This is a genomic window from Paracoccus sp. SMMA_5_TC (assembly GCF_009696685.2).
In the GTDB taxonomy this organism is placed as follows: Bacteria; Pseudomonadota; Alphaproteobacteria; order Rhodobacterales; family Rhodobacteraceae; genus Paracoccus.
This window is the reverse complement of the sequence record NZ_CP102355.1, coordinates 419,103-445,648: the sequence shown is the minus strand read 5'-3', so window position 1 is coordinate 445,648 and position 26,546 is coordinate 419,103. Positions and strand designations below refer to the sequence as shown.

Sequence of the window (26,546 nt, the reverse complement as noted above, 5' to 3'; positions counted from 1 at the left end):
CCTAGATAAGGAACTCGGCCAGGACCGGATCGTGGGTGATGTCGCGGTAGCCGATCCCGGCCTGGTCCAGCCGTTCGCGCAGACGGTCCAGATTTTCCGGCGCCGTCGTTTCGATGCCGATCAAGACCGAGCCGAAGTTGCGCGCGGTCTTTTTCAGATATTCGAAGCGCGCGATATCGTCATCCGGGCCCAGCAGTTGCAGGAAATCGCGCAAGGCCCCCGGCCGCTGTGGCATGCGCAGGATGAAATAGCGCTTCAACCCGGAAAACCGCTGCGCGCGCTCCTTGACCTCCGGCAGGCGCTCGAAATCGAAATTCCCGCCCGAACAGACGCAGACCACGCGCTGGCCCGCCAGATCGGGGATGTCGCGCAGCACGTCGATGGCCAGCGCGCCGGCCGGTTCCAGCACGATGCCTTCGAGGTTCAGCATTTCCAGGATGGTGCCGCAGATGCGGTCCTCGGGCGCCAGATGCACCTGATCGGGATAAAAGCGGCCAAGGGCCTGAAACGGCAGATCGCCGATGCGCGCCACGGCCGCGCCATCGACGAAATTGTCGACATGGGGCAGGGTGACCGGATGGCCGGCGCGCAGCGCCTCGTGCAGGCTGGGGCCGCCCAGCGGTTCGGCAAAGGCGATGCGCGTGGCCGGGGCCTGTTCGGCCAGCAGGCGGGTGACGCCTGCCGCCAGCCCGCCGCCGCCCACGGGCAGCACCACCAGATCCGGGGGCGAATCAAGCTGTTGCAGTATTTCAGCCCCGACGGTCGCCTGTCCCTCGATGATATCGGCATCGTCAAAGGGCGACAGGAAGGTTGCGCCCTGGTCGCGGGCAAAACCCTGCGCGGCTGCCAGGGTCTGGTCGAAATAATCTCCGGTCAGCACGATCTGAACCGAGTCGCCGCCAAAGATGCGCGTCTTGTCGATCTTTTGCCGCGGCGTGGTCACTGGCATGAAGATGGTGCCACGCGCCCCGAAATGGCGGCAGGCAAAGGCCATGCCCTGGGCATGGTTGCCGGCGCTGGCGCAGACGAAATGCCCCTGGGCGCCGGCGCCGATCTTGCGCATGGCGTTGTAGGCGCCGCGCAGCTTGTAGCTGCGCACCGGCGTCAGATCCTCGCGTTTCAGCCAGATTTCGGCGCCGTAACGGGCCGAAAGGTGGTCGTTTCTTTGCAAGGGCGTCGGCTCGAACAGGTCGCGCAGCGCGTCCTGGGCCAGACGGACAGAGGCAGCATAGGTTTCCATCGTCCTGCAATGGCGCGAAAGCCGGCGTTTGGCAAGTCGGGCTGCGCGGCGGTGTGGTCCGCCAGCGCGGTCCGAACGTGCCTTCACCCTTGTGACAGGCGGCGAATGGGCCTATTCCCTGCCCGAAATCCAAAAGGGGTCACCGCATGTCCGACGCGCCGAAGAAAGTCGTCCTTGCCTATTCCGGCGGGCTCGATACCTCGATCATCCTGAAATGGCTTCAAACCGAATATGGCTGCGAGGTCATCACCTTCACCGCCGATCTGGGCCAGGGCGAGGAACTGGAGCCGGCGCGCCAGAAGGCCGAGCTGCTGGGCATCAAGCCCGAAAACATCCACATCGTGGATGTGCGCGAGGAATTCGTGCGCGATTTCGTCTTTCCGATGTTCCGCGCCAATGCGGTCTACGAAGGGCTTTATCTGCTGGGCACCTCGATCGCGCGGCCGCTGATTTCCAAGCATCTGGTCGAGATCGCGCACCGCCACGGCGCCGATGCGGTGGCCCATGGCGCCACCGGCAAGGGCAACGACCAGGTGCGCTTTGAGCTCAGCGCCTATGCGCTTGACCCCTCGATCCGGGTGATCGCTCCCTGGCGGGAATGGGATCTGACCAGCCGCACCAAGCTGATCGAATTCGCCGAAAAGCACCAGATCCCGATCGCCAAGGACAAGCGCGGCGAGGCGCCCTTCAGCGTCGATGCCAACCTGCTGCACACCTCGTCCGAGGGCAAGGCGCTGGAAAACCCCGCCGAGGCCGCGCCCGACTATGTCTATCAGCGCACGGTCAACCCCGAGGACGCGCCCGACCAGCCGGAATTCGTCGAGATCAGCTTTGAAAAGGGCGACGCGGTGGCCATCGACGGCCAGGCGATGTCGCCGGCGACGATCCTGACGCGGCTGAACGAACAGGGCGGCAAGCACGGCATCGGCCGGCTGGACTTCGTCGAGAACCGCTTTGTCGGCATGAAATCGCGCGGCATCTATGAAACGCCCGGCGGCACCATCCTGCTCGAGGCGCATCGCGGCATCGAACAGATCACGCTGGACAGCGGCGCGGGCCACCTGAAGGATTCGATCATGCCGCGCTATGCCGAGCTGATCTACAACGGCTTCTGGTATTCCCCCGAACGCGAGATGCTTCAGGCGTTGATCGACAAGAGCCAGGAGCATGTGACCGGCACCGTGCGGCTGAAACTCTACAAGGGGCTGGCGCAATGCGTGGGCCGCTGGTCGGACCATTCGCTTTACAGCGAAAAGCATGTGACCTTCGAGGATGACGCCGGTGCCTATGACCAGAAGGACGCGGCGGGCTTCATCCGCCTGAACGCGCTGCGGCTGAAGCTGGTGGCCAACCGCAACGCCCGCTTCAAGTAGGGCCGTTCCGGCCGCGGCCCGGTGCCGCGGTCGCGCCGCCGCCGGAACCCGTCGCCGCCCTGCGCGTTGCCCCCCGCACAAGGGGGGCGAGGCCATGATGATCCCGAAAACAAGCATCTGCCTTTGGTATGACACGGAAGCCGAGGCCGCGGCCCGCTTCTATGCCGAAACCTTTCCCGACAGTGCGGTCAAGGCTGTGCGCACCGCGCCCGCCGATTACCCCTCGGGCAAGGCGGGCGATGTGCTGATCGTCGAATTCACCGTCCTGGGCATACCCTGCGTCGGCCTGAATGGCGGCCCGGTGTTCACGCACAACGAATCCTTTTCGTTCCAGGTCGCGACCGAGGATCAGGCCGAAACCGATCGTTACTGGAACGCGATCGTCGGCAATGGCGGGCAGGAAAGCGATTGTGGCTGGTGCAAGGATCGCTGGGGCGTGTCCTGGCAGATCACTCCGCGCACGCTGCTCGAGGCGCTGGCGGCGGGGGGTGACGAGGCCCGGCGGGCATTCGATGCGATGATGACGATGCGCAAGATCGACGTGGCGGCCATCGACGCGGCCCGGCGCGGCTGAAGCCACTTTTCTTTGCCGCGCGCGCACGTCAGGATGCGGCCATGACCCAGAACAGCGCAGACCGCCCCGCCCAGATCGCGATTGTCACCGTATCCGACCGCGCCAGCCGCGGCGAATATCCCGACAAGGGCGGACCGGGTGCCGAGGACTGGCTGCGCGCCACCATCACCACGCCCATGCAGATCACCCGTGTGATCATTCCCGACGGCCGCGAGGAAGTGGCCGGGACGCTGCGGCGGCTCTGCGATCAGGACGGCGCCGACCTGATCCTGATCACCGGCGGCACAGGCCCGGCGCCGCGCGACCTGACACCCGAGGCGATGGCAGATGTCATGGAAAAGGAACTGCCCGGCTTTGGCGAGGAAATGCGCCGCGCCAGCCTGGCCGAAGTGCCGACCGCGATCCTGTCGCGCCAGACCGCCGGCATTCGCGGCCGCACATTGATGATTACCATTCCCGGCAAGCCGTCGGCGATTGCCACCTGCCTGAACGCGGTCTTTGCCGCCGTGCCCTATTGCCTCGACCTGATCGGCGCGGCGCGCATCGATACCGACCCCCGCCGCATCAAGGCGTTCCGGCCGGGCGGCTAGGGTGCCGCGCCGCACTGGACAAAGGTTTGCGGCTGCTGTCCGATATCGGCAGAGATGAAATGGCAGGAAACCGGCAGGGCTTGTCGGCGTTCTGCCGATGGCTTGGACAAAGGGAAGGGCACGGCCATGGCCGATGATCCATACAAGGCGCTGGGATTGGACAGGACAGCCTCGGCAGAGGAGATCAAGAAAGCCTATCGACGCATCGCCAAGACCGATCATCCCGATCTGAACCCCGATCCCAAGGCGCATGAGCGTTTCAAGGCCGCGTCCTCGGCCTATGATCTGCTCAAGGATCCCGAGCAGCGGGCACGTTTCGACCGCGGCGAAATCGACGCCCAGGGGCAGGAACGCCCGCAGCGGCACTATTACCGCGAATATGCCGAAGCCGGCGACAACCCCTATCGCCAGCAGGCCGGGTTCGAGGATCTGTCGGATGTCTTTGCCGATCTGTTCGGGCGCCAGGGCGGTCGGCGCGGCGGCGGGGCGCGCAGTTTCGACATGCGCGGGCCCGATCAGCGCTTCACCATGGAAATCGATTTCATGACCGCGGCGCGCGGCGGCTCGACCCGCATCACCATGCCCGATGGCAGCGTTCTGGATGTCAAGATCCCCGAAGGCGCCCGGGACGGGCAGGTGATCCGCCTGCGCGGCAAGGGCGGGCCCGGCATGGGCGAGGGCCCGCCGGGCGACGCGCTGCTGTCCCTGGTGGTGGCCGAGGATCCGAACTGGCGTCGCGATGGGGATGATGTCGAAACCACCCTGCCAATCACCCTGGACGAGGCGATCCTGGGCGGCAAGGTCGAGGCCCCGACCATCGACGGGCCGGTGATGCTGACAATTCCGCGCGGCGCGAGCTCCGGCCAGAAGCTGCGCCTGAAGGGGCGCGGGATTCGCGGCGAAGGCGGGCGGCGCGGCGATCAGCATGTGGTGCTGAAGATTGTCATGCCGCCCCGCATCGACGACGAACTGGCGCAATTCATCGCCGAATGGCGCCGGACCCATGCCTATGACCCACGGAGGTAGGGAGCGATGTCCTCACGTCATTACACGCTTGATCAGGTTCTTCAGGCTGTTCCCGATCTGAGCGCCGCCCAGCTGCAGCGATACATCCAGGCCGGGGTGGTCGTGCCGGTGCAATCCGAACATGGGCCGCTGTTTCGGGAACTGGATATCGCCCGCCTGCATCTGGTGGTCGATCTGGCCGAAGGTTATCACCTCGACGAAGAGGCGCTTTCTCTGGTTCTTTCGCTTGTCGATCAGTTGCACGGCTTGCGTGGCGACATGCGCGCCATTCTGGACGCCGTCGCGCAGGAACCTGTCGAAACAAGGATGCGGCTGAAAACCGCCATTCGCGAAATCCGGGTGGTGATGCGTTAGTCGGCTGCGCCGCCGTTCCGGGCATGGGCCTGATGCTTCGCCGGGCTGGGCAAGGGCCGGCCGGGCAATTCTGCCATGACCCTCTGCCGTTCCGCAGGGGCCATCGAGGCCCAGCGGGCAATTTCGTCCAGGCTGCGGCGGCAGCCAAGACACAGCCTGCTGACAGGGTCGATCTGGCAGATGTTGACACAGGGGCTGGCGATCATCGTGACAGATATCCCAACCGGTCCAACGCCCCTTGCAGGATATAGCCGGCGGCCACCTGGTCGATGACCTCGGCCCGGCGCCTGCGCGAGGTGTCACCCTCCAGCAGCGCGCGCTCGGCGGCGACTGTGGACAGGCGTTCGTCCCAGAAGCCGATGGGCAGCGGGGTCAACCGCTCCAGATTGCGGGCAAAGGCGCGGGTGGCCTGCGCACGCGGACCTTCGCTGCCATCCATATTGCGCGGCAGGCCCAGAACCAGCCCGACAAGGCCGCGATCCTGCACGATTCGCAGCAGTTCCTGTGCATCCAGGGTGAACTTCTGACGCCGGATCACCGTCAGGGGCGTGGCCACGCTGCGCAACCCGTCACTGACCGCCACGCCAATGGTCTTGGTTCCCAGGTCCAGCCCGGCCAGGGCACCGCTGCGGGGAAGTTCGGCGGCGAAATCCTCGATGCTGGCGCAGATCATTTCAGCCCCGCCTGTTCGGCCGCGGAATCGATCCGCGCAAGGCCCGCCGTGTCGGTCGCAAACAGCCGCCGCGCCTCGGCCAGGATGTCGCGCGCATGGTCGGCCTGGCCCAGCACCATCAACGAGGAAATCAGCCGCGCCCATTCCTCGGGCGTGCCGCCCTGGGTGGCCAGCCGGTCCTCGAGGTTCTTGACCATGCCCTCGACCATCTGCTGGCGTTGTTCGGGGGTCATGTCTTTGGCGGCGGCCATCGCCTGCGCATCCGGGCCGGGCAGGGCGGCGGGTTCCGGTGGGGTATAATTCGGCTGGCCAGCCAGCCATGCCAGATCGGGAATGGCGGCGCGAATGGGCGCTATCCAGGGCGCGTCGGCCGGGCCTTCGGCCAGCAGCGCCGCCCAGATCGGAAAGGCGCGGTCCGGCCGGCCGTTCTGCAGTTGCAGCAGCCCCGACATGAACCGCGCCTGCGGATTGCGGGCATCATGCTGCAATGCCTGGGCGATCGCGGCCTCGCCCTCGCGGGTGATCAGCCCGCCGGCGGCTTCGATGGCCAGCGCCGCCAGCCGCGCCCAGTCGGCGGCGCTGGCCTCGGCGCCCTTCAGTTCGATCAGCCGCGCCTGTGCCAGCCTGGCCGCGACCAGATTGCCCAGCCGTTCCTCGTGCTGGGCCAGAAGCTCATGACCGCGGATGTCCTGCGGGTTGCGGGCGACGGCCTGGCGCAACTGTTCGATCAGCGCCAGATAATCGGCATCGGGGGCAGGTCGCGCGGGCGCGGTCGCCCGGGCCTCGGCTTCGGCCTGACTGGGGCGGCTGTCATAGATTTCCTGGGCCTGCGCCAGACGTCGGGCCAGAGGTTCGTCGGGGCGGTCGGGGTGACCCAAATAAAGATACAGGCCCAGCGCGCTGACCAGCAGCAACCCCAGCACCAGCAGCGCGGCAAAGCCGCCGCGGGTCTGGTGCGATGCCGGCATGCGGCTCAGCGCACGATCTGCTGCCAGTACCTTGCGGCCGATCTCGACCCGCAGGCGTTCGGCATCGGCCGGGTCCAGCAAGCCACGCTCCTGATCGCGCCCGATCTCGCGCAATTGGTCGCGATAGATGCGCAGGTCATAGGCTGCGGCGCTGTCGCTCGGGGCTGCGCCACGGCGCAAGAGCGGCGCGGCAATGGCCAGGCCCACGATACCGGCCAGACCGGCACAGATCATCCAGAACATCGACTTCCCCTGTTGGCTGCGCCGGTGATAGCGGTTTTGCGCCGCGGGCAAAAGTCAAAGGGCTGCGACAAATGGCCAGCGCGGGCACCCGCAGCTGTTCGCCCTTGCAGGAGATATGCGCCCCAAGGTGACGCAAATTCACCGCCGACGCGTCGCAAGCCGGCTTGCCGGGAATCGGCCGGCGCGACACTGTGCGATCCACAGGTTGCAAGAGGTTTGCCATGTCCGCCCCCGCCAGCGCCAAGACCGGCCGCTATTCCGTCTTTGCCCTCGCGCGCGAGGCGCTGCGCCTTCACACCGGCTGGAAACGCGCCTGGGCCAGTCCCGAGCCCAGGCGGAAATACCAGGTGGTGATCGTCGGCGCCGGCGGCCACGGCCTGGCCACCGCCTATTACCTGGGCAGGAATTTCGGCATCACCGATGTCGCCGTCATCGAAAAGGGCTGGCTGGGCGGCGGCAATACCGGGCGCAACACCACCATCATCCGCTCGAACTACCTGCAGGATCCCTCGGCCGCGATCTATGACAAGGCGCTGAAACTTTATGAAAACCTGTCGCAAGAGCTGAATTACAACATCATGTTCAGCCCGCGCGGGCTGCTGATGCTGGCCCAGACCGAACATGAGGTGCGCGGCTACAAGCGCACGGTCCATGCCAACCAGTTGCAGGGCGTCGCCACCGAATGGATCAGCCCCAAGCGGATCAAGGACATGCTGCCCATCATCAATATCGACGGTCCGCGCTATCCGGTGCTGGGGGGGCTTTATCAGGAACGGGGCGGCACCGCGCGCCATGACGCCGTGGCCTGGGGCTATGCCCGCGCCTGCAGCGCCATGGGCATGCACATCATCCAGAATTGCGAAGTGACCGGGATCGAAACCCAAAACGGCCAGGTGCGCGCCGTCAACACCGGCAAGGGCCGCATCGAATGCGACAAGCTGGCGCTGGTGGCGGCGGGCCATTCCTCGGTGCTGGCGGCGATGGCGGGCTTTCGTCTGCCCATCGAATCGCTGGCGCTGCAGGCGCTGGTCAGCGAACCGATCAAGCCCTGCTGCGATCTGGTGATCATGGCCAATACCGTCCACGGCTATCTGTCACAGTCGGACAAGGGCGAAATGGTCATCGGCGGCGGCACCGACGGCTTCAACAACTACACCCAGCGCGGTTCCTGGCATCATGTCGAGGAAACCGTGCGCGCGCTGATCGAAACCTTTCCGATGCTGTCGCGGCTGAAGATGCTGCGGCAATGGGGCGGGATCGTGGACATGACCGGAGACCGCTCGCCGATCCTGTCCACGACACCGGTGCAGAACCTGTTCGTGAATTGCGGCTGGGGCACCGGCGGCTTCAAGGCGATCCCCGGCTCTGGCTGGGCCATGGCGGAACTGGTGGCCAAGGGGCAACCCGGACCGCTGGCCGCCCCCTTTGGCCTGAACCGCTTTGCCGAGGGCCGCTTCATCGACGAAAGCGTCGCCGCGGGGGTGGCGCATTGATGCTGGGCGGATTGCGTGCAGACACGTCGGCCGGTCAGCCGATTTCCGCCTATGCCACGGCGATGAAACGGGAATTTCTTTGCGTCGGGGGAAACTCTTTCGCAACTTGCGAATTGTTAGGTCACGTCCCCATGACCAAGGAGTTTACTTCATGGCCGAACAGAACAAGAGCAACCTCTGGCTTATCATTGGCGCCGTCGTCGTGGTGCTGGCCATCATCTGGTGGTTCATGTCCTCGGGCACCGCGCCCGATCAGGTCGCACCGGCCGAGCCTGCAACGACCTCGACCCCGGCGCCGGCTGAACCGGCAACCACCGATGGCGCCGTCAGCGTCGAGCCTGCTGCTCCGGCCACAACCGCCCCGGCCGAGCCCGCGGCCCCGGCTGCACCTAACAACTGATACCGATCTGCGGGCAGCCGCCGCTGCCCGCGTGATGCCGTGCCGGGGGGATCGGATCCCCCCGGAATTAGTCCCGGAACTGGCGGGGACTCTTCCCCAGCCCAGTCGTTCGCGTCCCCGGACAGGGGGCCGCGGCAGTCTTGATACCTGCTCCGGAACGTCCTGCGCGTCCCGCGCCCCGGCAACAGTCGGCGCGGCCCGGTCGATGCGCGCTGTTCTTTCGCCTTCCCTTTGCGATCCGTGCTGCACGTGCCCGCCCGGCGGGTCCGGGCCGCTGCGCCACGGCCTGTCCTGCCGCCCAAGGAGTGACCGATGCTGATCCTGACCTGCCCCTATTGCGGCATTGCTGCCGAGGAAACCGAACTGGCCCCGGGCGGCGAGGCGCATCTGAAACGCTCGGGCCCAGGATCGACCGATGCCGAGTTCGAGGCCTATCTGTTCGCGCGCAAGAACCCCAAAGGCGTGCATTTCGAACGCTGGCGCCATGCCTATGGCTGCGGAAAGTGGTTCCTGGCCGCGCGTGACACCGCCACGCTCGAGGTGTTTGCCACCTATCCCGCCCAGACGCCGCACCCGCCGGCCGAAGTGGTTGCCGCCATCCGCGCGCGCCGCCCCGACTGGCAGCCCGATTGGACCGAAGCCGCCGCCGAGCACGCCCCCGCCGACACCCCTGCCGAAAGCCTGACCGCATGACCACCCAGACCGGACCCTTTCGCCTGCCGCGTGGCGGCCGCCTGATCGACCGCGCCTATCAGCTGCCCTTCCGCTTTGACGGGCGCCAGATGCGGGGCCTGGTCGGCGACACGCTGGCCTCGGCCCTGCTGGCCAACGGCCAGCTGCTGATGGGGCGCAGCTTCAAGTATCACCGACCGCGCGGCCCGATCGCCTCGGGGGTCGAGGAGCCCAACGCCCTGCTGGGTCTGGGGCAGGGTGGCCGGTTCGAACCGAACCAGCGCGCCACCACCACGCCCCTGGTCGGCGGCATGGTGGCGATGCCGCAGAACTGCTGGCCCAGCCTGAACGCCGATGTGGGGGCGGTGAACAACTGGCTGTATCGGTTCTTTCCGGCCGGGTTCTATTACAAGACCTTCATGCATCCGCGCGGCTTCTGGAAACATGTGTTCGAGCCGGTGATCCGCCGTTCGGCCGGGCTGGGCAAGGCGCCGACCGAGGCCGATCCCGACCGCTACGAACAGGCCTATGCCCATGTCGATGTGGTGGTGGTCGGTGGCGGCATTGCCGGGTTGAGCGCGGCGCGCGATGCGGCGCGCGCGGGCAAGTCGGTCTGGGTGGTGGAACAGACGCCGCATTTCGGCGGCCGCACCCCGACAGACCACGCCGACGGCCAGTCCCGCGTCGATGCCTTGCTGCAGGAATTGCGGGCGCTGCCGGGGGTAGTGTTGCGCCGCTCGACCATGGCCACCGGGCTTTACGATCACGGCTATCTGCTGGCGCGCGAGGCGCTGGCCGATCACGACCCCAACGCCGGCCTGCCGCGCCAGCGGCTGTGGCGCATCCGCGCCGGTCATGTGGTGGTGGCCACCGGCGCGCTGGAACGGCCGCTGAGCTTTGCCGGCAATGACGTGCCGGGGGTGATGCTGGCCTCGGCCGTGCGCGATTACATCGACAATTACGGCGTGGCGCCCGGCCGGCGCATCGTGGTGGTGACGAACAACGATGACGCCTACCGCACCGCGCTGGTCGCGCATCAGGCCGGGCTGACGGTCGCGGCGGTGATCGATGCCCGCAGCCACGCCAATGGCGCCTTGCCGGCGGCGGTGCGGGCGCTGGGCATCCGCGTGCTGACCGGCAGCGCGATCGCCGGCGTCAAGGGCGGCCAATCGGTCGAGGCGGTCAAGCTGTGCGCACATTCCGGCTCGGGCGAGGTGACCGAGATCGTCGAGGCCGATTGCCTCGCCATGTCCGGCGGCTGGTCGCCGGTCGTGCATCTGTGGAGCCATTGCGGCGGCAAGCTGACCTGGTCGGATGCCGACAGCTTGTTCGCCCCCGACCCGACCCGCCCGCCCACCGGCGCCGACGGGCGGGCCATGGCCTCGGTCGTGGGGGCGGCGGCCGGCGACCTGCGGGTGGCCGATCTGACCGGGGCCGCGGACGAGGCTGCGGTGATGCCGGTCTGGGTGATGCCCGCCCATGCCACCCGGAAGATGAAGTTCAAGATGTGGCTGGATTTCCAGAACGACGTGAAAGTGTCGGACGTCGAACTGGCCGCGCAAGAGGGCTATCACAGCGTCGAGCACACCAAGCGCTATACCACCTTGGGCATGGCCACCGACCAGGGCAAGGTCAGCAACATCAATGGCCTGGCGGTGCTGTCCAATGCGCTGAACCAGCCGATCCCGCAGACCGGCACCACCACCTTCCGCCCGCCCTATACGCCGCTGACGCTGGGCACCATCGCCGGCGAGGCCCGGGGCGAGCTGTTCCAGCCGCTGCGCAAGACGCCGATGCATGGCTGGCACCAGGCGCGCGGCGCGTTTTTCGAACCCGTGGGTCATTGGCGGCGGCCCTATTGCTACCCGGCACCGGGCGAAAGCCATGCCGAGGCGGTCGCGCGCGAGGTGCGGGCGGTGCGCGCCGGGGTGGGGACGCTGGATGCCTCGACCCTGGGCAAGATCATCGTCGAGGGCCCCGATGCCGGGCGGTTCCTGGACATGATCTATACCGGCACCATGTCCACCCTGCCGGTGGGCAAGTGCCGCTACGGCTTGATCTGCAACGAAAACGGCTTCCTGATCGACGATGGCGTGGCCGCGCGGCTTTCGGACGACACCTGGCTGGTGCACACCACTACCGGCGGCGCCGACCGCATGCACGCCCATTTCGAGGACTGGCTGCAATGCGAATGGTGGGACTGGCAGGTCTATACCGCCAATGTCACCGAACAATGGGCGCAGGTGGCCGTGGTCGGCCCCAAGGCGCGGATGCTGCTGCAACGGCTGGGCGGCATGGACCTGTCGGCCGAGGCGCTGCCCTTCATGGGTTGGGCCGAGGGCAAGATCGCCGGCATCCCCGCGCGGGTCTATCGCATCAGCTTCTCGGGCGAATTGTCCTTCGAGGTGGCGGTGCCGGCCGGCCGCGGGCTGGAGCTGTGGGAAAAGCTGCATCACGCCGGGCAGGACCTTGGCATCACCCCCTATGGCACCGAGGCGATGCATGTCATGCGCGCCGAAAAGGGCTTCATCATGATCGGCGATGAAACCGACGGCACGGTGATCCCGCAGGATCTGGGCCTGAACTGGGCCATCGGCAAGAAGAAGCCCGACTATCTGGGCAAGCGCGCGCAAGAGCGCAGTCACATGACCGACCCCGAACGCTGGAAGCTGGTCGGGCTGGAAAGCCTGGATGGGCGGGTGCTGCCCGATGGCGTCTATGCCGTCGACGAAGGGCGCAACGCCAATGGCCAGCGCAATACCCAGGGTCGCGTGACCTCGACCTATATGTCGCCGACGCTGAACCGTCCCATCGCCATGGGACTGGTGCGGCGTGGTCCCGAGCGGATGGGTGAAATCCTGGAATTCCCGGTCGCCGGGCAGGAAAGCTACAAGGCGCGGATCGTCGATCCGGTGTTTTTCGACAAGGAAGGGAGCCGGGCGAATGGCTGAGGCGCTGGCACGGATTTCGCAGGTTCAGGACATGGGCATGATCCAGATTCGCGCCGACCTGACCGCGGCAGGGGCGGCGATTGCCCAGGCCACTGGCCTGGCGGTGCCCGGAAAGACCGCCACCACCCGCGACCAGGGGCGGCTGCTGGGCTGGATGTCGCCCGACGAACTGCTGCTGGTGCTGCCACGGGCGGATGTGCCCGCGATGGTCGAGGCATTGCAGCAGGGGCTGGCGGGGCAGCATGCGCTGGTGCTGGATGTCAGCGACATGCGGGCCATGTTCCGCATCCAGGGCGACCGGGCCTGGCAGGTTCTGGCCAAGCTGTGCCCGACCGACCTGGGCGCGATGCCGCAGGACGGATTGCGCCGCACCCGCGCCGCGCAGGTCGCCTGCGGCATCTGGTGCGAGCCGGGCGGCTTTGTGCTGGTGGGCTTTCGCTCGGTCACCGACTATCTGGCAGAATTGTTGCGCGGGGCTGCCGCACCCGGCACCACGCTGGAGCCGCGCTAGGGCCTTGCCCGCGCCGGGCCAGGGCTTATGGATGAGGCGTTCCAGCGGTTGATTCCCATGCGCCTTGCCCTTGCCATAGCCCTAGCCTGCCTGATCCCTTCGCCCTGGGCGCGCGCGCAAGAGCCGCCGGTGGTGATGATGTGCCGAATCGCCGATGAAAGCGGCACCGGCTGGGTGCCCGAATTCATCATGCTGACCCGTCAGGTCGGCGGCCCGCGCGACGGCAGGATCGAGGTGTTCGACCCGATCCTGAAGGCGCTGGTCGGGCGCCCGATCGTCGCGGGCGTGGTCCGGGACGATGCCGCCAGCCGCAGCTACGGCTGGGCGCTGGCCGGGGTGCGCAACCGTTCCGGACAACGCACCGAACGGCTTGATTACCGGCTGACCGTGCAGAAAGGCGATGGCGCCGCGCTGCTGCAGGCGACGGCGCTGGGCTATGACAATGTGATGACAGGACGCGGGGTTTGCGGGCGGGCGCCCGGGGATCTGCCGCAGGAACCACCCCCATCCCCGCGACGTTGAAACGCCGACAGGGCTTTCCCCCGTTCGGCATCCATGCCAGAACTCTGCCGAAACCACTTGAAAGGAAATCGACCATGGCTTTCACGCTTCCCGATCTTCCCTATGCCCATGACGCGCTGGCCGCCGCCGGCATGTCCAAGGAGACGCTGGAATACCACCACGACAAGCACCACAAGGCCTATGTCGACAAGCTGAACGAACTGGTGGCCGGCACCGAATGGGAAGGCAAGAGCCTCGAGGACATCGTCAAGGGCACCTATCAGCCCGGCGCCGTAGCTCAGAACGGCATTTTCAACAACGCCAGCCAGCACTGGAACCATGCCCAGTTCTGGGAAATGATGGGCCCCAAGTCGGGGGCGATCCCGGGCGAGCTGGAAAAGGCGCTGACCGAATCCTTCGGCTCGGTGGATGAATTCAAGAAGAAGTTCACCGAAGCCGGCGTTGGCCAGTTCGGTTCGGGCTGGGCCTGGCTGGTCAAGGATGCCGATGGCAGCCTGAAAGTGACCAAGACCGAAAACGGTGTGAACCCGCTGTGCTTCGGTCAGACCGCACTGCTGGGTTGTGATGTGTGGGAACACAGCTATTACATCGACTTCCGCAACGCCCGCCCGAAGTATCTGGAAAACTTCCTGAACAATCTGGTGAACTGGGAAAACGTGGCCTCGCGGCTCTGATCGCGGCTAAGGCTTGCGACCAAGGCCCGCCCTGTGGCGGGCCTTTTGCATTTGGTGCCGGCGTTTTCGCCCCTTGCGGGCGCGCGCCATACAACGCAAGTCTGGGCGCGCTGCAACGGGGGCCGGAAATGCGCGAATGGACCAAGGGGTTCTGGGCGATGATCGCCGTCTGCCTCGCCTGGGGCCTGTCGCCGATCTTTTACCGGCTGCTGATCGGGGTGCCCACGGTCGAGGTGCTGGCGCATCGCACCATCTGGTCGCTATTGCTGTTTCTGGGGGTGCTGGCGCTGCAAGGACGGCTGGCCGAGCTGTGGCGCGCGCTTGCCGGGCCGCATCTGGCGCGCATCGGTTTTGCGGCGGCGATGGTGTCGACCAACTGGGGCCTGTTCATCTGGGCGGTGCAGTCGGGGCATGTGGTGCAAAGCTCGCTGGGCTATTACATCTTTCCCCTGGTCGCGGTGTTGCTGGGGGTCGTGGTTTTTGGCGAAAGGCTCAGCCGGGCGCAGATGCTGGCCGTCGGCCTGGCGGCGGCGGCGGTGCTGTTGCTGACCTGGGGCTTGGGCGTGGCGCCCTGGGTCAGCCTGGGGCTGGCGGTCACCTTCGGCCTCTATGGTGTCGCCAAGAAATCCCTGCCCATGGGCCCGGTGCTGTCGGTCGCGGCCGAGGTGGCGCTGCTGACGCCGCTGGCGCTGGGCTGGCTGCTGGCCCAGGCGGCGGGGGTGATGCCGACGGCATTGGCCCAGCCGGTGGCCTTCGGCCAAGACATGACGGTCAGCCTGCTGCTGGTCGCCTCGGGGGCGGTGACGGCGGTGCCGCTGATCCTGTTCAGCTATGCCGCGCGACGGGTCGAAATGGCGACGCTGGGGCTGATGCTGTATCTGAACCCGACGCTGCAATTCCTGTGCGCGGTGCTGCTGTTCGGCGAAACCTTTACCGTCTGGCACATGATCGCCTTTGCCATCATCTGGCTGGCGCTTGCGATCTATTCGGCCTCGGCGCTGCGGAGGATGCCGCGCGGGGCGTGATGCGCCAGCGCCATTGGCAAAGGGACGCAAGCCCGTATAGAACAGCGGCAAGGAACAACCGGGGGCACCATGGCCAATCAGAACGACAGCTTCATCGACGAGGTGACCGAGGATCTGCGCCGCGACCGGCTGTTTGCGATGTTCCGTCGCTATGGCTGGCTGGCGCTGTTGCTGATCCTGGCCATTGTCGGCGGTGCGGCCTGGCGGGAATATTCCGCGACCAAGGCGCGCCAGCAGGCGCAGGCCTGGGGCGATGCGGTGCTGGCGGCGCAAAAGGCCGACGATCCGGCAGCCGCGCTGGCCGCCGTCGATGGCCAGGGTTCGGCGGCGCGCAAGGCCCTGTCCGAGATGCTGGCCGCCGGCGCCGAGGTCGAGGCGGGTCAGGGTGCGCAGGCGGCGCAGCGGCTGAAGGCCGCCGCCGCGCTGGTCGCCGATGATCCGGTGTTGCACGATCTGGCGCTGCTCAAGGCGGTGATGGCCGCGGGCAGCAGCATGGACCCGGCCGAGCGTGACGCGACCCTGACTCAGCTGAGCAAGCCTGGCGCGCCCTTTGAACTGCTGGCGCTGGAACAGAAGGTCGTGGCCTTGATCGATGCCGGGCGCAACGAGGATGCGATCACCCTGATCGGCCAGATCCAGCAAAAGGACGGGTTGTCCGAACCCTTGCGCCGCCGCCTGTCCGAAATGATGATTACCCTTGGTGCCGAGCCCCAGCGCGACCAGGATCCCGGGCCGCAGACCATGCCGGCGCCGGCGGTGAACTGATCCGCCGGCAATCGATGCGCAACAAGCTGTGCAGCGGGCAGATGACGCCAGCCCCTGCAAGAAGGAGAGAGCGATGACGAGGCTGCCCCTGATCGCTGCTTTGGCCGGTCTGACCGCGCTGTCGGCCTGTGCCGAGCGCGAGACCATCCTGCCGGGCGAGCGTCTGGACCCCCGCGCGGTGCTGTCGCCTGATGGTCCCGCCGCCGAACAGCCGCCTGCGCCCACGGGCAGCGCATTGTCGCTGCCGCCGCTGCGCGCCAATGCCGACTGGTCGCAGCCGGGCGGCAATGCCGCGCATGTCGCGGGCAACCTGGCGCTGGGGGCGGGCACGCAGCGCATCTGGGCGGTGTCGATCGGCGCGGCTTCCGATAAGCGCCACCGCATCACTGCCGAACCGATCGTGGCGGCGGGGCTGGTCTTTACCTTGGACAGCCGTTCGCGGGTCAGTGCCACCACCCCCCAGGGCGGGCGGGTTTGGCAGGTGGATCTGCGCCCGGCGGGCGAAAGCGGCGACAGCGCCTCGGGCGGCGGTCTCGCCTTCGAGGACAATCGCGTGCTGGTCACCACCGGTTACGGCGAACTGGTGGCGCTGGATGCCCGAACCGGAGGCATCGCCTGGCGCCAGAAGCTGGAAACCGCCGTCAGCGGCGCGCCGGCGGTTCAGAACGGCACCGTATTCGTCCAGGGCCGCAATGGCGTCGGCTGGGGGGTGCGCGCCAGCGATGGCAAGGTGTTGTGGCGCAACTTCGGCAATGAGGGCATGGCAGGGGTCATGGGCCATTCGGCGCCGGCCGTTTCCGGGGGGACGGTGGTGCTGCCGTCGCTGACCGGGGCGCTGACGGCGGTGGACGCGGCCAGCGGCAACCCGATCTGGACGGCCAATGTCGCCGGCTCGCGTCTGGGCCGCTCGATCGCGCTGTTCCGGGACATGACCGGCGATCCGGTGATCGCGGGCGGCACCGTCTATGCCGGCACCAGCTCGGGCCGGGCGGGGGCATTCGACCTGGCCACCGGCATGCCCCGCTGGGAGGTGGGCGAAGGCGCCTCGGGCGCGATGCTGCCAGCCGGCAATTCGGTGTTCCTGGTCAATGACCAGGCGCAGTTGCTGCGGCTGGACGCCAGCACCGGCGGCCGGGTCTGGGCGCAGAAGCTGCCCTATTTCACCAAGCAGATCGTGCGCAAGCAAAGCCGGGTCTGGAACCACTACGGTCCGGTGCTGGCTGGAAACCGGCTTTACCTTGCCAGCTCGGACGGCTATCTGCGCGTCTTTGACCCCGCATCGGGCGCCCTGGTCGGCACGGCCGAAATTCCGGGCGGCGCCGCTGCGGCCCCGGCCGTCGCGGGCCAGACCCTTTATGTCGTCACCCATGACGGCCAGTTGATCGCATACAGATGAGCTTTACCCTCGCCATTGTCGGGCGCCCGAATGTCGGCAAGTCCACCCTGTTCAACCGCCTGGTCGGCAAGCGGCTGGCCCTGGTCGATGACCAGCCGGGGGTGACGCGCGACCTGCGCGAGGGCCAGGCCCGGCTGGGCGATCTGCGGTTCATCGTCGTCGATTCGGCCGGTCTGGAAATGGCCGATGACGACAGCCTGCAAGGCCGGATGCGGCGGCTGACCGAACGCGCCGTGGACGAGGCCGACGTCTGCCTGTTCGTGATCGATGCGCGGGCTGGGGTCACCGCCGCCGACGAATATTTCGCCGACATCCTGCGCAAGCGGGCCCGCCATGTGATTGTGGCCGCCAACAAGGCCGAAGGCCGGGCGGGCGAATCGGGCGCGATCGAGGCCTATGCCCTGGGCCTGGGCGAGCCCTTGCGCATTTCCGCCGAACATGGCGAGGGCATGGACGATCTTTATCGCGCCCTGCTGCCGCTGGCCGAACGGTTCGAGTCCGAAAACATCCAGCAAGCCCCCGAAACCGACGTGGATGTCTCGGACGACGAGGACGAGACCGAGGATTGGCGCCCCTCGGCCGCCAAGCCGCTGCAGATCGCGGTGATCGGGCGGCCCAATGCCGGAAAGTCCACGCTGATCAACAAGATCCTGGGCGAGGACCGGCTGCTGACCGGTCCCGAGGCCGGCATCACCCGCGATTCGATCAGCGTCACCACCGACTTCATGGGCACGCCGGTGCGCATCTTCGATACCGCCGGCATGCGCAAGAAGGCGCGGGTGACCGACAAGGTGGAAAAGCTGTCGGTGGCCGACGGACTGCGCGCGGTGCGCTTTGCCGAAGTGGTGGTGGTGTTGCTGGATGTCGGCATCCCCTTTGAACAACAGGATCTGCGCATTGCCGATTTCGCCGAAAGCGAAGGCCGCGCCGTGGTCGTCGCCGCCAACAAATGGGATCTCGAGGAAGACAAGCCGCAAAAGCTGAACGAGCTGCGCGAGGCGTTCGAGCGGTTGCTGCCGCAGCTGAAGGGCGCGCCGCTGGTCACCGTCTCGGCCCGCACCGGCAAGGGGCTGGACCGCCTGCATGCGGCCATTCTCAAGGCGCATGAGGTCTGGAACCGGCGCATTCCGACGGCGCGGCTGAACCAGTGGCTGGGTGCCATGACCGAGGCGCATCCGCCGCCGGCACCGGGCGGCCGGCGTATCCGCCTGCGCTATATCACCCAGGTCAAGGCGCGGCCGCCGGCTTTCGTGGTCATGGCCACCCACACCGACAAGCTGCCCGACAGCTATCAGCGCTATCTGGTGAACGGGCTGCGCGCCGATTTCGACATGCCGGGAACGCCGATTCGCCTGACCTTCCGCGATCAGGGGGCCAAGAATCCCTACAAGGATAAGGCGGCCAAGATCAATCAGTCGGGGGCCTTGGCCAAACACAAGCGCCGGCAGAAGCCCAAGGGGGCCTGAGTCAGGTCGTGACCCGCACCACCGCCACGGCCACCATGGCGATCGCGACCACCGTGGCCGTGGCCACGGCGGCATCGTCGCCGACCGTGCCGGCAGCAATGCCGATCAATCCCCAGATCAAGGCGACGCTGAAGCCGATGCGTTGCCCCAGGCGCAACTGAACGCTGACGGCCGCGACGGCCCCCACCAGCACCGCGACGGTGGTCGCTGCGGCCGAGGATACCTGCAACCGGTCTCGCACGAACACGGCGAATACCGAGAGCCCCAAGAGCAAGGCCCAGCCGGCGACAAATCCCAAGGTGGAACTGCGCTTGATGACCTGTCCAAGTCGCCATCCGCGCAGCGCCCCCAGCAGAAAGCCCAGGCTCATCAGCAGCGCCAGCAACAGGGTGGCGACAGGGGCCGTGGAAATCAGCCACGGCCATGTCGCGCCCGTCAGCAACCCGACCAGCAGCGGCAGCTGTTCCGAAACCGGATCCTGCGGCGCCGGATCATGCCCCCGCGTTTCTGCCGTGGTGGCGGCTTGGTTGCGGCCATGGGCCAAGCGATGCCGCTCGATCCAGATGCGCAGCACGTGATAGGCCAATGCCGCCCAGATCATGCCCAACAGCGCCGACATTGCCAGGCTTTCGGGTTTCAGGAACAGCTGGACCGGGTCGATTGGCGCGGGGACGGGACGCAATCCCGACCAGGGATTGGGCGGCTCGGGCGGCAGCAGGCCGGCATGGGGCCACAGCGCATAGGCCAGCGAGCTGGCGATGAACACCAGCACCGAAAGCGTCAACAGGACTGTGCCGCTGCGTGCCATGCGCGGGAAACGCGAGCCGGATGCCGGAGGTTTCGCACAATCTGCAACCCGGCGGTTTTCCGGTCTGACGCTCAGGCCAGCTGGCCGTCCGAGCCCAGCCGAGTCCTGCCGCCCAGATAGGGATGAAGCGCCGGCGGCAGATCGACCGAGCCATCCGCCTGCTGACCGTTTTCCAGCACCGCGATCAACGTCCGCCCGACCGCCAGACCGGACCCGTTCAGCGTATGCAGGAATTCAGGCTTGCCGCCGCCCGTGGGGCGATAGCGGGCGTTCATCCGCCGGGCCTGGAAGTCGCCGCAATAGCTGACGCTGGAAATCTCGCGATACTTGCCCTGGCCGGGCAGCCAGACCTCGAGGTCGTGGGTGATGCGCGCGCCAAAGCCCATGTCGCCGCCGCACAGCACAATGGTGCGATAGGGCAGGTCCAGCCGCTCCAGCACCGCCTCGGCGCAGCGGGTCATGCGGGCATGTTCGGCAATCCCGGTCTCGGCGTCGGTGATCGAGACCATCTCGACCTTTTCGAACTGGTGCTGGCGCAGCATCCCGGCGGTGTCGCGCCCGGCGCTGCCCGCCTCGGAGCGGAAGCACTGGCTGTGGGCGACATAGCGGCGTGGCAGGGTTTCGTGATCGACAAGGCTGCCGTTGACGATATTGGTCAATGTCACCTCGGCGGTCGGGATCAGCCACCAGCCTTCGCGGGTCTGATAGCTGTCCTCGCCGAATTTGGGCAGCTGGCCGGTGCCCTCCATCATCTCGGACAGCACCAGCACCGGGGTCCAGGTCTCGACCAGGCCGTGTTCGGCGGTGTGCAGATCCAGCATGAACTGCGCCAGGGCCCGATGGATGCGTGCCACACCCCCCGACAGCAGCACGAAGCGGCTGCCCGAAAGCTTGGCGGCGGTTTCAAAGTCCATGCCGGGTCTGACGCCCGGAATGTCGAAATGTTCGCGCGGCTGGAAATCCATCTGGCGCGGCTGGCCCCAGCGGCGGATTTCGACGTTGTCGTTTTCGTCCTGCCCCGGCGGCACGCTGTCCAGCGGCAGGTTGGGGATGGTCAGCAACAGGTCGCGCAGCTGCGCGTCCAGCGCCGCGGCCTCGGCCTGCAGGCGGGCGGTTTCGTCCTTCTTGGCGCTGACCAGTGCGCGCAGGCGCTGAAATTCGGCCTCGTCGCCGCGGCCCTTGGCGGCGCCCGCCTCCTTGCTGGCGCGGTTCTGCTCGGCCTGGGCGGCCTCGGCGGCGCTGATGCGGGAACGGCGGTCGGCATCCAGCGACAGGATCTCGGGCGAGGCGGCCGGCAGGTTGCGCAGCGCCAGGGCTGCGTCGAAGGCTGCGGGATTTTCGCGGATGGCGCGGATGTCGTGCATGATCGTCCCTCGGCAAGGTTATGGCGATCCGATAGCGCAAAGCCGCGCGCGGGGAAACCCTGTCAGCCCCGCGCCAGCGCCAGCATGTCGGCCAGCACCGCAAAGAAACGGTCGGCGCCGGGATAGCCCTCGACCCGGGTAATCTCGAGCCCGTCTTGCAGCAGGATGAATGTGGGCGTCAGCCAGGGGCGCCGCGCCAGCGCCAGCCCGTCGGGATAGGGCCCGTCGAGGTCCACCGACAGCAGCGGCGCCTGCCGGCCCAGCGGGTGGCTGGCGTAATGCGGGCCGATCTGGCGGTCCCATTGCGCGCAATAGACGCAGCCCGCGCGACGCACCATCAGCAGACGCAATTGCCCCCGCGCCGCCGCCCGCGTCGCCGACAGCGCCACCAATCCCGCCAGAACCGTGCGACGTGCGATCATGGCCGCAACCTAAGGCCCCCCGCGCCGCCCCGCAATCGCGACAGCGATTTACATGCGCATCGGCGCCCCCTATCCACAGGATGCGGCGAGCCGCCGTAAATGTCTTGCAGGGCCGTGGACGATGGACGAATTGACTGCCCCGCTGATCGCGGGCAACCGCCGGGCGCTGTCGCGCGCCATCACACTGATCGAAAGCACGCGCGCCGACCACCGTGCCCGTGCCGTGGCGCTGCTGGCCGAACTGCCGGCCCGCCAGGCGTTGCGCATCGGCCTGTCGGGGACGCCGGGGGTGGGCAAGTCCAGCTTCATCGAGACTTTCGGCAAGATGCTGACCGGGCAGGGGCTGCGGGTTGCCGTGCTGGCGGTCGATCCAAGCTCGGCGCGCTCGGGCGGGTCGATCCTGGGCGACAAGACCCGGATGGAGACGCTGAGCCGCGATCCCAACGCCTTCATCCGGCCCTCGCCCTCGCGCGCGGAACTGGGCGGAGTTGCGCGCCGCACGCGCGAGACGGTGCGCCTGTGCGAGGCGGCGGGTTTCGATCTGGTTCTGATCGAGACGGTCGGCGTCGGCCAGTCCGAAACCCTGGTTGCCGAGATGTCGGACCTGTTCGTGCTGCTGCTGGCCCCCGCGGGGGGCGACGAGTTGCAGGGGGTCAAGCGTGGCATCATGGAAATGGCCGATCTGATCCTGGTCAACAAGGCGGACGGCGATCTGCGCGAAGCCGCGCTGCGCACGGTTGCCGATTATGCCGGGGCGCTGCGGCTTTTGCGCAAGCGCCCCCAGGATCCGCCGGGGTTTCCCAAGGCCCTGCCGGTTTCGGCCCAGACGGGCGAGGGGCTGGATCTCGCCTGGCAAGAGATGACGGCCCTCGGCGACTGGCGCCGTGCGCAGGGGCATTTCGCCAGCCGCCGTGCGGAACAGGCGCGCCACTGGTTTCTGGCGGAATTGCGCGCCGGGCTGCTGGCGCGGCTTGAATCGCCGGCGATGCGCCAGAAGCTGCAACAGATCGGCGATGCGGTGGCCCGGGGCGAAACCGATCCGGCACGCGCGGCGGCGCAGATGCTGGCTTGCCTGGACACCGTGGTCGAATCGGGGGCGGAGCTGTGCCAGGCCGGGGCGGGACAAGGCGCCTGACCCTTGACAGGCAGGTGAGCCAGTCCGAAATCGCAGGCCGCGAGGGCAATGCGCTTGGGCCTGGGTGGGTGAACAGTCCGGCGAACAGGCTGGACAGGGCAAAAGCACTTGACGCGCGGCCGCGCAGCGCGTATCCCCGCCATCGGATTTCGGGCGCTGCCACGCGGCGCCCTTTCATATTGCGGGCCTTGCCCGCCCTGGATCGAATCGAAGGAACAAGATCATGTCGCGCGTTTGCGAACTGACCGGCAAGGGCCCGATGAGCGGCAACAACGTCTCTCACGCCAACAACAAGACGCGTCGCCGGTTTCTGCCGAACCTGAACGAAGTCTCGCTGCTGTCGGAAAAACTGGGCCGCAGCTATCAGCTGCGCATTTCGGCCGCGGCGCTGCGTTCGGTCGATCACCGTGGCGGTCTGGATGCTTTCCTGGCCAAGGCCAAGGACGCCGATCTGTCCGAGCGTGCGTTGAAGATCAAGCGCGAGCTGGCGAAAGCCTGATTGCAAGCTGACGACACCGGGCCGTTCGATTCGGGCCCGGTCGCCGTGGCATTCCGCCCTGCCAGCAATGGCAGGGCTTTTGCGTTTGGCATTGTCCCGGGCGCTATCCGCCGTCGGCCGGGTCGAGGTCCGTTTCCGGCTGGGCATCGGCCAGGGCGCGCCGCCGGCGGGTTTCGGCGATCAGTTCCTCGACCTTGGGGCCCAGGACTTCGACGATTTCACGCACGCCACGCGCGGATGGGTGCAGGCCATCGGCCTGCAGATAGGCGCGATAATCCTCGGGCGCGTCGTATAGGGGCTGGAACAGGTTCGGCAGCAGCAATGCGCGGTGGCGGTCGGCCAGGCGCGGCCAGATCGCAGCCCAGGCCGCACGTTCGGTGCTGTCGCTGGCCGGGATATCCCTGGCGCCCGCGTCGGGCAGGGCGATGCCCACCAGCAACAGCGGCCGGTCGCGGCGCGCCGCCTGGGTCAGGATGGAATCGAGGTTGTCCTCGACCATCGCCGGGCCGAAGCCCAGCAGCAGATCGTTGCCGCCCAGCTCGACCACAACCGCATCGGGGCGGTGCCGGGCGATGGAATAGCCGATCCTGACCCGACCGCCGGCGGTGGTGTCGCCCGAAAGCCCGCCATTCAGCACGGTCGCATCCTGACCGCGCCGGTCCAGCCAGGCCTGCAACTGCGGCACCAGCCCGTCCTTGCGGGGCAGGCCATAACCTTCGGTCAGGCTGTCGCCAAAGACCAGAACCCGCAGCGGCGGCGCCGGCGCCTGGGCCAGCGCGACGGCAGGCGCCAGCGTCAGCAGCGGCGCCAGCATCAGCACGATCAGGCGCCGCCGCAGCCTCATGCCTGGCCCGCCCGCCGCAACCGCAGCGCATTGCTGACTACAAAGACCGAGGACAGCGCCATCGCGCCCGCCCCCAGCATCGGCGACAGCTGCGGCCCGCCCAGCGGCACCAGCGCCCCCATCGCGACCGGGATCAGGGCGACATTATAGCCGAAGGCCCAGAACAGGTTCTGGCGGATGTTGCGCATCACCTGCCGCGACAGCCGGATGGCGCGCGCCACCCCCTGCGGATCGCCGCCGACCAGCACCACCTCGGCCGCCTCGATGGCGACATCGGTGCCGCTGCCCAGGGCAATGCCGGTTTCGGCCGCTGCCAGGGCCGGGGCGTCATTGATACCGTCTCCGACAAAGACCGTGCCCGGCCCCATGTCGCGGATCGCCTGCAACTTGCCGTCGGGCAGCACCCCGGCCGTCACCTGATCGATGCCCAGCTGTCGCCCGACCGCCTGCGCCGTCGCCGGCACATCCCCCGAAATCATCGCCGTGCGCAGCCCCATGGTGTGCAGTTCCGCCACCGCAGCCGCCGCCTGCGGCCGGATCGGATCGGCCAGCGCCAGCGCCGCCACATGCCGACCATCGATGGCCAGATGGACGGGCGTGGCGCCGGCGTCGGCCCAGCCTTCGGCCTGCCCGATCAGCCCGGGCTGGGCGGCAATGCCGGCATCCTGCAGGGCGGCGGCATTTCCGATCAGCAATGCGTGGCCTTCGACCTCGGCCGACAGGCCGCGGCCGGCGCGCGCGGTCACCGCCTGCGCCGCGGGCAGTTCCAGCCCGCGCGCCCGTGCAGCCGCCACCACCGCCGCCGCCAGCGGGTGCTCCGAACGCGCCTCGGCCGCGGCGGCCAGGCGCAACGCCTCATCCTCGGCCATGCCCTGCACCGCGATCCCGGTCAGCGCCGGCTGGCCCAGGGTCAGGGTGCCGGTCTTGTCAAAACCGACGATGCGCGCCTGCGCCAGGCGCTGCAGCGCGTCGCCGCGCCGGAACAGAACCCCCAGCTCGGCCCCCCGGCCGGTGCCCACCAGGATCGAGACCGGCACCGCCAGACCCATGGCGCAGGGGCAGGCGATGATCAGCACCGAAATCGCCGCCACCAGCGCCTGGCCCAGGGTGCCGCCGAACAGCAGCCACAAGGCAAAGCTGAGCAGCGCCAGCCCGATCACCACCGGCACGAACACCGCGGTGATGCGGTCCACCAGCGCCTGCACCGGCAATCTTGTGGCCTGGGCATCGTTGACCATGGCCACGATACGCGCCAGCACCGTGTCGCTGCCGGTGGCGGTGACGCGATAGCTCAGCGCCGCCGGGCCGTTGACGGTGCCGCCGGTGACCGGGTCGCCGGGCGCCTTGACCACGGGAACCGGCTCGCCGGTCAGCATCGATTCGTCGATGCTGCCCCGGCCTTCGACCAGCACCCCGTCGACCGCCACCCGCTCGCCGGGGGCCAGTTCGACCAGGTCGCCCGGTTGCAGGCTGGCCACGGGAACCACCTCGACGCCGTGATCGCCGCGCCTGCGCGCGGTATCGGGGGTCAGGGCCAGCAGCCGCTGGATGGCCTGTCCGGCCCGGCCCTTGGCCCGGGCCTCAAGCCAGCGGCCCAACAGGATCAGGGTGACAATTACCGCCGCTGCCTCGAAATAGACATGGCGCGATTCGGCGGGCAGCAGCTGCGGGGCAAAGGTGGCAACGGTCGAGTAAAGCCAGGCGGCCAGCGCCCCCAGCGCCACCAGGCTGTTCATTTCCGGCGCACCGCGCCACAGCGCCGGCAGGCCCAGGCGAAAGAACCCGCGCCCCGGTCCCAGCAGCACGGCCGAGGTCAACACGAACTCGAGCAACCACAGCCGGGTCTGGCCAAGACTCGCGTGCAGCCAGTGGTGCCAGGCGGGCAGCAGGTGACCGCCCATCTCGATCACGAACACCGGCAGCGTCAGCGCCAGCGCGATCAGGAAATCGCGCCGCAGCCGTGCCGCGTCCTGACCGTGGTCATGCAGCGCGGGCATGACGGACTGCTGCAGCTCGGCCTTGTATCCGGCGGCGGTCACGGCGCGGATCAGGTCATCGGGCGCCACCTGCGGCCCGTGATGCACGCTGGCCGTGGCGGTGACCAGGTTGACCTGCGCCCGATCGACCCCCGGCAGGGCGGTCAGCGCCCGTTCGACCCGCCCCACGCACGAGGCGCAGGTCATCCCCTGCACGGTCAGTGGGGTCTGCTCAGCGGCTGCGGGATAGCCGGCCTTTTCCAGCGCGGCCACGGCATCGGCCAGCACCTGATCGTTGGCCAGGTGCAGTCGCACCCGATGGGTGGCCAGGTTGACGCGCGGCTCGGTCACGCCTGGCACGGCGCGCAGGGTCTTTTCGACCCGGCCGGCGCAGGCTGCGCAGCTCATGCCGGTGACGGAAACTTCGGCGGTTTTCGGATATGTCATGTTCTGTGTCCTGCCGGAATTGCGTAAAGGCGCGATTCAGACAGGGCAGGGTGGCGCTTGCGGGACGTGGGGCAGGGCCTGCAGGGCCTGATGCCGCCCCGCGCAGCTGCGCCGTGCCTGTTCCCAGGGCGACGG

General features: G+C 67.8%; 27 protein-coding genes. 18 read left to right on the top strand and 9 right to left on the bottom strand.

What is annotated here, in order from left to right; genetic code table 11:
• Nucleotide 1 precedes the first annotated feature (1 nt).
• A complete protein-coding gene (ilvA, locus tag GB880_RS02235) occupies nucleotides 2-1,240 on the bottom strand; it encodes a threonine ammonia-lyase IlvA (protein WP_154492573.1) in 1,239 nt (412 codons plus the stop codon).
• Nucleotides 1,241-1,386: 146 nt separating this feature from the next.
• Between ilvA and GB880_RS02230 the strand changes: the two genes are divergently transcribed.
• The 5 genes from GB880_RS02230 (at nucleotide 1,387) to GB880_RS02210 (ending at nucleotide 5,157) form a co-directional block, all read left to right on the top strand.
• A complete protein-coding gene (locus GB880_RS02230; protein WP_154492575.1) occupies nucleotides 1,387-2,613 on the top strand; it encodes an argininosuccinate synthase in 1,227 nt (408 codons plus the stop codon).
• Between the two features lie 94 nt (nucleotides 2,614-2,707).
• Nucleotides 2,708-3,187, top strand: coding sequence for a VOC family protein (locus tag GB880_RS02225; protein ID WP_154492577.1), 480 nt, complete (start codon nucleotides 2,708-2,710; stop codon nucleotides 3,185-3,187).
• Nucleotides 3,188-3,228: 41 nt separating this feature from the next.
• Entirely contained in the window at nucleotides 3,229-3,777 is a 549-nt protein-coding gene (gene mog / locus GB880_RS02220) for a molybdopterin adenylyltransferase (protein WP_154492579.1), read from the top strand.
• 126 nt (nucleotides 3,778-3,903) lie between these two features.
• Nucleotides 3,904-4,803, top strand: a complete 900-nt coding sequence (locus tag GB880_RS02215) for a DnaJ C-terminal domain-containing protein (RefSeq protein WP_154492581.1) — start codon at nucleotides 3,904-3,906, stop codon at nucleotides 4,801-4,803.
• A gap of 6 nt (nucleotides 4,804-4,809) precedes the next feature.
• A complete protein-coding gene (locus tag GB880_RS02210; RefSeq protein WP_154492583.1) occupies nucleotides 4,810-5,157 on the top strand; it encodes a hypothetical protein in 348 nt (115 codons plus the stop codon).
• On the opposite strand, the gene GB880_RS02205 is transcribed toward GB880_RS02210, so the two are convergent.
• Genes GB880_RS02205 through ccmI form a run of 3 tightly spaced genes read right to left on the bottom strand, consistent with a single transcriptional unit; the run spans nucleotide 5,154 to nucleotide 7,041 of the window.
• Nucleotides 5,154-5,363: a DUF1289 domain-containing protein gene (locus tag GB880_RS02205; protein WP_154492585.1), complete on the bottom strand. Its 210-nt coding sequence runs from the start codon at nucleotides 5,361-5,363 to the stop codon at nucleotides 5,154-5,156. The genes GB880_RS02210 and GB880_RS02205 overlap by 4 nt on opposite strands.
• Nucleotides 5,360-5,830, bottom strand: coding sequence for a Holliday junction resolvase RuvX (ruvX, locus tag GB880_RS02200; RefSeq protein ID WP_154492587.1), 471 nt, complete (start codon nucleotides 5,828-5,830; stop codon nucleotides 5,360-5,362). The genes GB880_RS02205 and ruvX overlap by 4 nt, the downstream gene beginning before the upstream one ends.
• The gene (ccmI, locus tag GB880_RS02195; RefSeq protein WP_154492589.1) at nucleotides 5,827-7,041 is read right to left on the bottom strand and encodes a c-type cytochrome biogenesis protein CcmI; all 1,215 of its coding nucleotides are present in this window, start codon (nucleotides 7,039-7,041) and stop codon (nucleotides 5,827-5,829) included. The genes ruvX and ccmI overlap by 4 nt, the downstream gene beginning before the upstream one ends.
• A 221-nt stretch (nucleotides 7,042-7,262) precedes the next feature.
• Between ccmI and GB880_RS02190 the strand changes: the two genes are divergently transcribed.
• The 11 genes from GB880_RS02190 to der all read left to right on the top strand — a co-directional run bounded on the left by GB880_RS02190 (nucleotide 7,263) and on the right by der (nucleotide 18,916).
• Complete coding sequence (locus tag GB880_RS02190) at nucleotides 7,263-8,534, top strand: sarcosine oxidase subunit beta family protein (RefSeq protein ID WP_154492591.1); 1,272 nt, start codon at nucleotides 7,263-7,265, stop codon at nucleotides 8,532-8,534.
• A 151-nt stretch (nucleotides 8,535-8,685) separates the two neighbouring features.
• A complete protein-coding gene (locus tag GB880_RS02185) occupies nucleotides 8,686-8,934 on the top strand; it encodes a hypothetical protein (protein ID WP_154492593.1) in 249 nt (82 codons plus the stop codon).
• 312 nt (nucleotides 8,935-9,246) lie between these two features.
• A complete protein-coding gene (locus GB880_RS02180; protein ID WP_154492595.1) occupies nucleotides 9,247-9,627 on the top strand; it encodes a sarcosine oxidase subunit delta in 381 nt (126 codons plus the stop codon).
• On the top strand, nucleotides 9,624-12,557 hold the full coding sequence (locus GB880_RS02175; RefSeq protein WP_154550510.1) for a sarcosine oxidase subunit alpha family protein: 2,934 nt from the start codon (nucleotides 9,624-9,626) through the stop codon (nucleotides 12,555-12,557). The genes GB880_RS02180 and GB880_RS02175 overlap by 4 nt, the downstream gene beginning before the upstream one ends.
• A complete protein-coding gene (locus GB880_RS02170; RefSeq protein WP_154494077.1) occupies nucleotides 12,550-13,068 on the top strand; it encodes a sarcosine oxidase subunit gamma in 519 nt (172 codons plus the stop codon). The genes GB880_RS02175 and GB880_RS02170 overlap by 8 nt, the downstream gene beginning before the upstream one ends.
• Nucleotides 13,069-13,125: 57 nt before the next feature.
• Nucleotides 13,126-13,590: a hypothetical protein gene (locus GB880_RS02165; RefSeq protein ID WP_154494078.1), complete on the top strand. Its 465-nt coding sequence runs from the start codon at nucleotides 13,126-13,128 to the stop codon at nucleotides 13,588-13,590.
• Nucleotides 13,591-13,664: 74 nt separating this feature from the next.
• On the top strand, nucleotides 13,665-14,264 hold the full coding sequence (locus GB880_RS02160; protein WP_154494079.1) for a superoxide dismutase: 600 nt from the start codon (nucleotides 13,665-13,667) through the stop codon (nucleotides 14,262-14,264).
• A gap of 128 nt (nucleotides 14,265-14,392) precedes the next feature.
• Entirely contained in the window at nucleotides 14,393-15,289 is an 897-nt protein-coding gene (rarD, locus tag GB880_RS02155; protein WP_154494080.1) for an EamA family transporter RarD, read from the top strand.
• A 69-nt stretch (nucleotides 15,290-15,358) separates the two neighbouring features.
• Nucleotides 15,359-16,054 carry a tetratricopeptide repeat protein gene (locus GB880_RS02150; RefSeq protein ID WP_154494081.1) on the top strand — a complete coding sequence of 232 codons (696 nt, stop codon included), beginning with the start codon at nucleotides 15,359-15,361 and terminating at the stop codon, nucleotides 16,052-16,054.
• A 73-nt stretch (nucleotides 16,055-16,127) separates the two neighbouring features.
• Nucleotides 16,128-17,450 carry a PQQ-like beta-propeller repeat protein gene (locus GB880_RS02145; RefSeq protein WP_154494082.1) on the top strand — a complete coding sequence of 441 codons (1,323 nt, stop codon included), beginning with the start codon at nucleotides 16,128-16,130 and terminating at the stop codon, nucleotides 17,448-17,450.
• Nucleotides 17,447-18,916, top strand: a complete 1,470-nt coding sequence (gene der / locus GB880_RS02140) for a ribosome biogenesis GTPase Der (RefSeq protein ID WP_154494083.1) — start codon at nucleotides 17,447-17,449, stop codon at nucleotides 18,914-18,916. Before GB880_RS02145 ends, der begins: the two co-directional genes overlap by 4 nt.
• A 1-nt stretch (nucleotide 18,917) precedes the next feature.
• Here der and GB880_RS02135 read toward each other — a convergent pair whose 3' ends face one another.
• The 3 genes from GB880_RS02135 to GB880_RS02125 form a co-directional block, all read right to left on the bottom strand.
• Entirely contained in the window at nucleotides 18,918-19,724 is an 807-nt protein-coding gene (locus GB880_RS02135) for a hypothetical protein (RefSeq protein WP_154494084.1), read from the bottom strand.
• Nucleotides 19,725-19,795: 71 nt separating this feature from the next.
• On the bottom strand, nucleotides 19,796-21,088 hold the full coding sequence (serS, locus tag GB880_RS02130; RefSeq protein ID WP_154550512.1) for a serine--tRNA ligase: 1,293 nt from the start codon (nucleotides 21,086-21,088) through the stop codon (nucleotides 19,796-19,798).
• A gap of 62 nt (nucleotides 21,089-21,150) precedes the next feature.
• Nucleotides 21,151-21,510, bottom strand: a complete 360-nt coding sequence (locus GB880_RS02125) for a SoxS protein (protein ID WP_154494085.1) — start codon at nucleotides 21,508-21,510, stop codon at nucleotides 21,151-21,153.
• A 121-nt stretch (nucleotides 21,511-21,631) separates the two neighbouring features.
• Between GB880_RS02125 and meaB the strand changes: the two genes are divergently transcribed.
• Together meaB and rpmB are read left to right on the top strand one after the other, a co-directional pair.
• Complete coding sequence (meaB, locus tag GB880_RS02120; RefSeq protein WP_154494086.1) at nucleotides 21,632-22,645, top strand: methylmalonyl Co-A mutase-associated GTPase MeaB; 1,014 nt, start codon at nucleotides 21,632-21,634, stop codon at nucleotides 22,643-22,645.
• A 223-nt stretch (nucleotides 22,646-22,868) separates the two neighbouring features.
• Nucleotides 22,869-23,144: a 50S ribosomal protein L28 gene (gene rpmB / locus GB880_RS02115; RefSeq protein ID WP_154494087.1), complete on the top strand. Its 276-nt coding sequence runs from the start codon at nucleotides 22,869-22,871 to the stop codon at nucleotides 23,142-23,144.
• Nucleotides 23,145-23,247: 103 nt separating this feature from the next.
• Here the strand turns inward: rpmB and GB880_RS02110 are convergent, their stop codons facing one another.
• Nucleotides 23,248-23,988: an arylesterase gene (locus GB880_RS02110; protein WP_263467250.1), complete on the bottom strand. Its 741-nt coding sequence runs from the start codon at nucleotides 23,986-23,988 to the stop codon at nucleotides 23,248-23,250.
• Nucleotides 23,985-26,411 (bottom strand): heavy metal translocating P-type ATPase, encoded by a 2,427-nt coding sequence (locus tag GB880_RS02105; RefSeq protein ID WP_263467249.1) that lies wholly within the window; start codon nucleotides 26,409-26,411, stop codon nucleotides 23,985-23,987. The genes GB880_RS02110 and GB880_RS02105 overlap by 4 nt, the downstream gene beginning before the upstream one ends.
• Nucleotides 26,412-26,546 lie beyond the last annotated feature (135 nt).

What these genes read in the sequence shown, in the direction of transcription:
- ilvA (WP_154492573.1), bottom strand. Translation starts at nt 1,240, where the DNA reads ATGGAAACCTATGCTGCCTCTGTCCGTCTGGCCCAGGACGCGCTGCGC.
- GB880_RS02230 (WP_154492575.1), top strand. Translation starts at nt 1,387, where the DNA reads ATGTCCGACGCGCCGAAGAAAGTCGTCCTTGCCTATTCCGGCGGGCTC.
- GB880_RS02225 (WP_154492577.1), top strand. Translation starts at nt 2,708, where the DNA reads ATGATGATCCCGAAAACAAGCATCTGCCTTTGGTATGACACGGAAGCC.
- mog (WP_154492579.1), top strand. Translation starts at nt 3,229, where the DNA reads ATGACCCAGAACAGCGCAGACCGCCCCGCCCAGATCGCGATTGTCACC.
- GB880_RS02215 (WP_154492581.1), top strand. Translation starts at nt 3,904, where the DNA reads ATGGCCGATGATCCATACAAGGCGCTGGGATTGGACAGGACAGCCTCG.
- GB880_RS02210 (WP_154492583.1), top strand. Translation starts at nt 4,810, where the DNA reads ATGTCCTCACGTCATTACACGCTTGATCAGGTTCTTCAGGCTGTTCCC.
- GB880_RS02205 (WP_154492585.1), bottom strand. Translation starts at nt 5,363, where the DNA reads ATGATCGCCAGCCCCTGTGTCAACATCTGCCAGATCGACCCTGTCAGC.
- ruvX (WP_154492587.1), bottom strand. Translation starts at nt 5,830, where the DNA reads ATGATCTGCGCCAGCATCGAGGATTTCGCCGCCGAACTTCCCCGCAGC.
- ccmI (WP_154492589.1), bottom strand. Translation starts at nt 7,041, where the DNA reads ATGTTCTGGATGATCTGTGCCGGTCTGGCCGGTATCGTGGGCCTGGCC.
- GB880_RS02190 (WP_154492591.1), top strand. Translation starts at nt 7,263, where the DNA reads ATGTCCGCCCCCGCCAGCGCCAAGACCGGCCGCTATTCCGTCTTTGCC.
- GB880_RS02185 (WP_154492593.1), top strand. Translation starts at nt 8,686, where the DNA reads ATGGCCGAACAGAACAAGAGCAACCTCTGGCTTATCATTGGCGCCGTC.
- GB880_RS02180 (WP_154492595.1), top strand. Translation starts at nt 9,247, where the DNA reads ATGCTGATCCTGACCTGCCCCTATTGCGGCATTGCTGCCGAGGAAACC.
- GB880_RS02175 (WP_154550510.1), top strand. Translation starts at nt 9,624, where the DNA reads ATGACCACCCAGACCGGACCCTTTCGCCTGCCGCGTGGCGGCCGCCTG.
- GB880_RS02170 (WP_154494077.1), top strand. Translation starts at nt 12,550, where the DNA reads ATGGCTGAGGCGCTGGCACGGATTTCGCAGGTTCAGGACATGGGCATG.
- GB880_RS02165 (WP_154494078.1), top strand. Translation starts at nt 13,126, where the DNA reads ATGCGCCTTGCCCTTGCCATAGCCCTAGCCTGCCTGATCCCTTCGCCC.
- GB880_RS02160 (WP_154494079.1), top strand. Translation starts at nt 13,665, where the DNA reads ATGGCTTTCACGCTTCCCGATCTTCCCTATGCCCATGACGCGCTGGCC.
- rarD (WP_154494080.1), top strand. Translation starts at nt 14,393, where the DNA reads ATGCGCGAATGGACCAAGGGGTTCTGGGCGATGATCGCCGTCTGCCTC.
- GB880_RS02150 (WP_154494081.1), top strand. Translation starts at nt 15,359, where the DNA reads ATGGCCAATCAGAACGACAGCTTCATCGACGAGGTGACCGAGGATCTG.
- GB880_RS02145 (WP_154494082.1), top strand. Translation starts at nt 16,128, where the DNA reads ATGACGAGGCTGCCCCTGATCGCTGCTTTGGCCGGTCTGACCGCGCTG.
- der (WP_154494083.1), top strand. Translation starts at nt 17,447, where the DNA reads ATGAGCTTTACCCTCGCCATTGTCGGGCGCCCGAATGTCGGCAAGTCC.
- GB880_RS02135 (WP_154494084.1), bottom strand. Translation starts at nt 19,724, where the DNA reads ATGGCACGCAGCGGCACAGTCCTGTTGACGCTTTCGGTGCTGGTGTTC.
- serS (WP_154550512.1), bottom strand. Translation starts at nt 21,088, where the DNA reads ATGCACGACATCCGCGCCATCCGCGAAAATCCCGCAGCCTTCGACGCA.
- GB880_RS02125 (WP_154494085.1), bottom strand. Translation starts at nt 21,510, where the DNA reads ATGATCGCACGTCGCACGGTTCTGGCGGGATTGGTGGCGCTGTCGGCG.
- meaB (WP_154494086.1), top strand. Translation starts at nt 21,632, where the DNA reads ATGGACGAATTGACTGCCCCGCTGATCGCGGGCAACCGCCGGGCGCTG.
- rpmB (WP_154494087.1), top strand. Translation starts at nt 22,869, where the DNA reads ATGTCGCGCGTTTGCGAACTGACCGGCAAGGGCCCGATGAGCGGCAAC.
- GB880_RS02110 (WP_263467250.1), bottom strand. Translation starts at nt 23,988, where the DNA reads ATGAGGCTGCGGCGGCGCCTGATCGTGCTGATGCTGGCGCCGCTGCTG.
- GB880_RS02105 (WP_263467249.1), bottom strand. Translation starts at nt 26,411, where the DNA reads ATGACATATCCGAAAACCGCCGAAGTTTCCGTCACCGGCATGAGCTGC.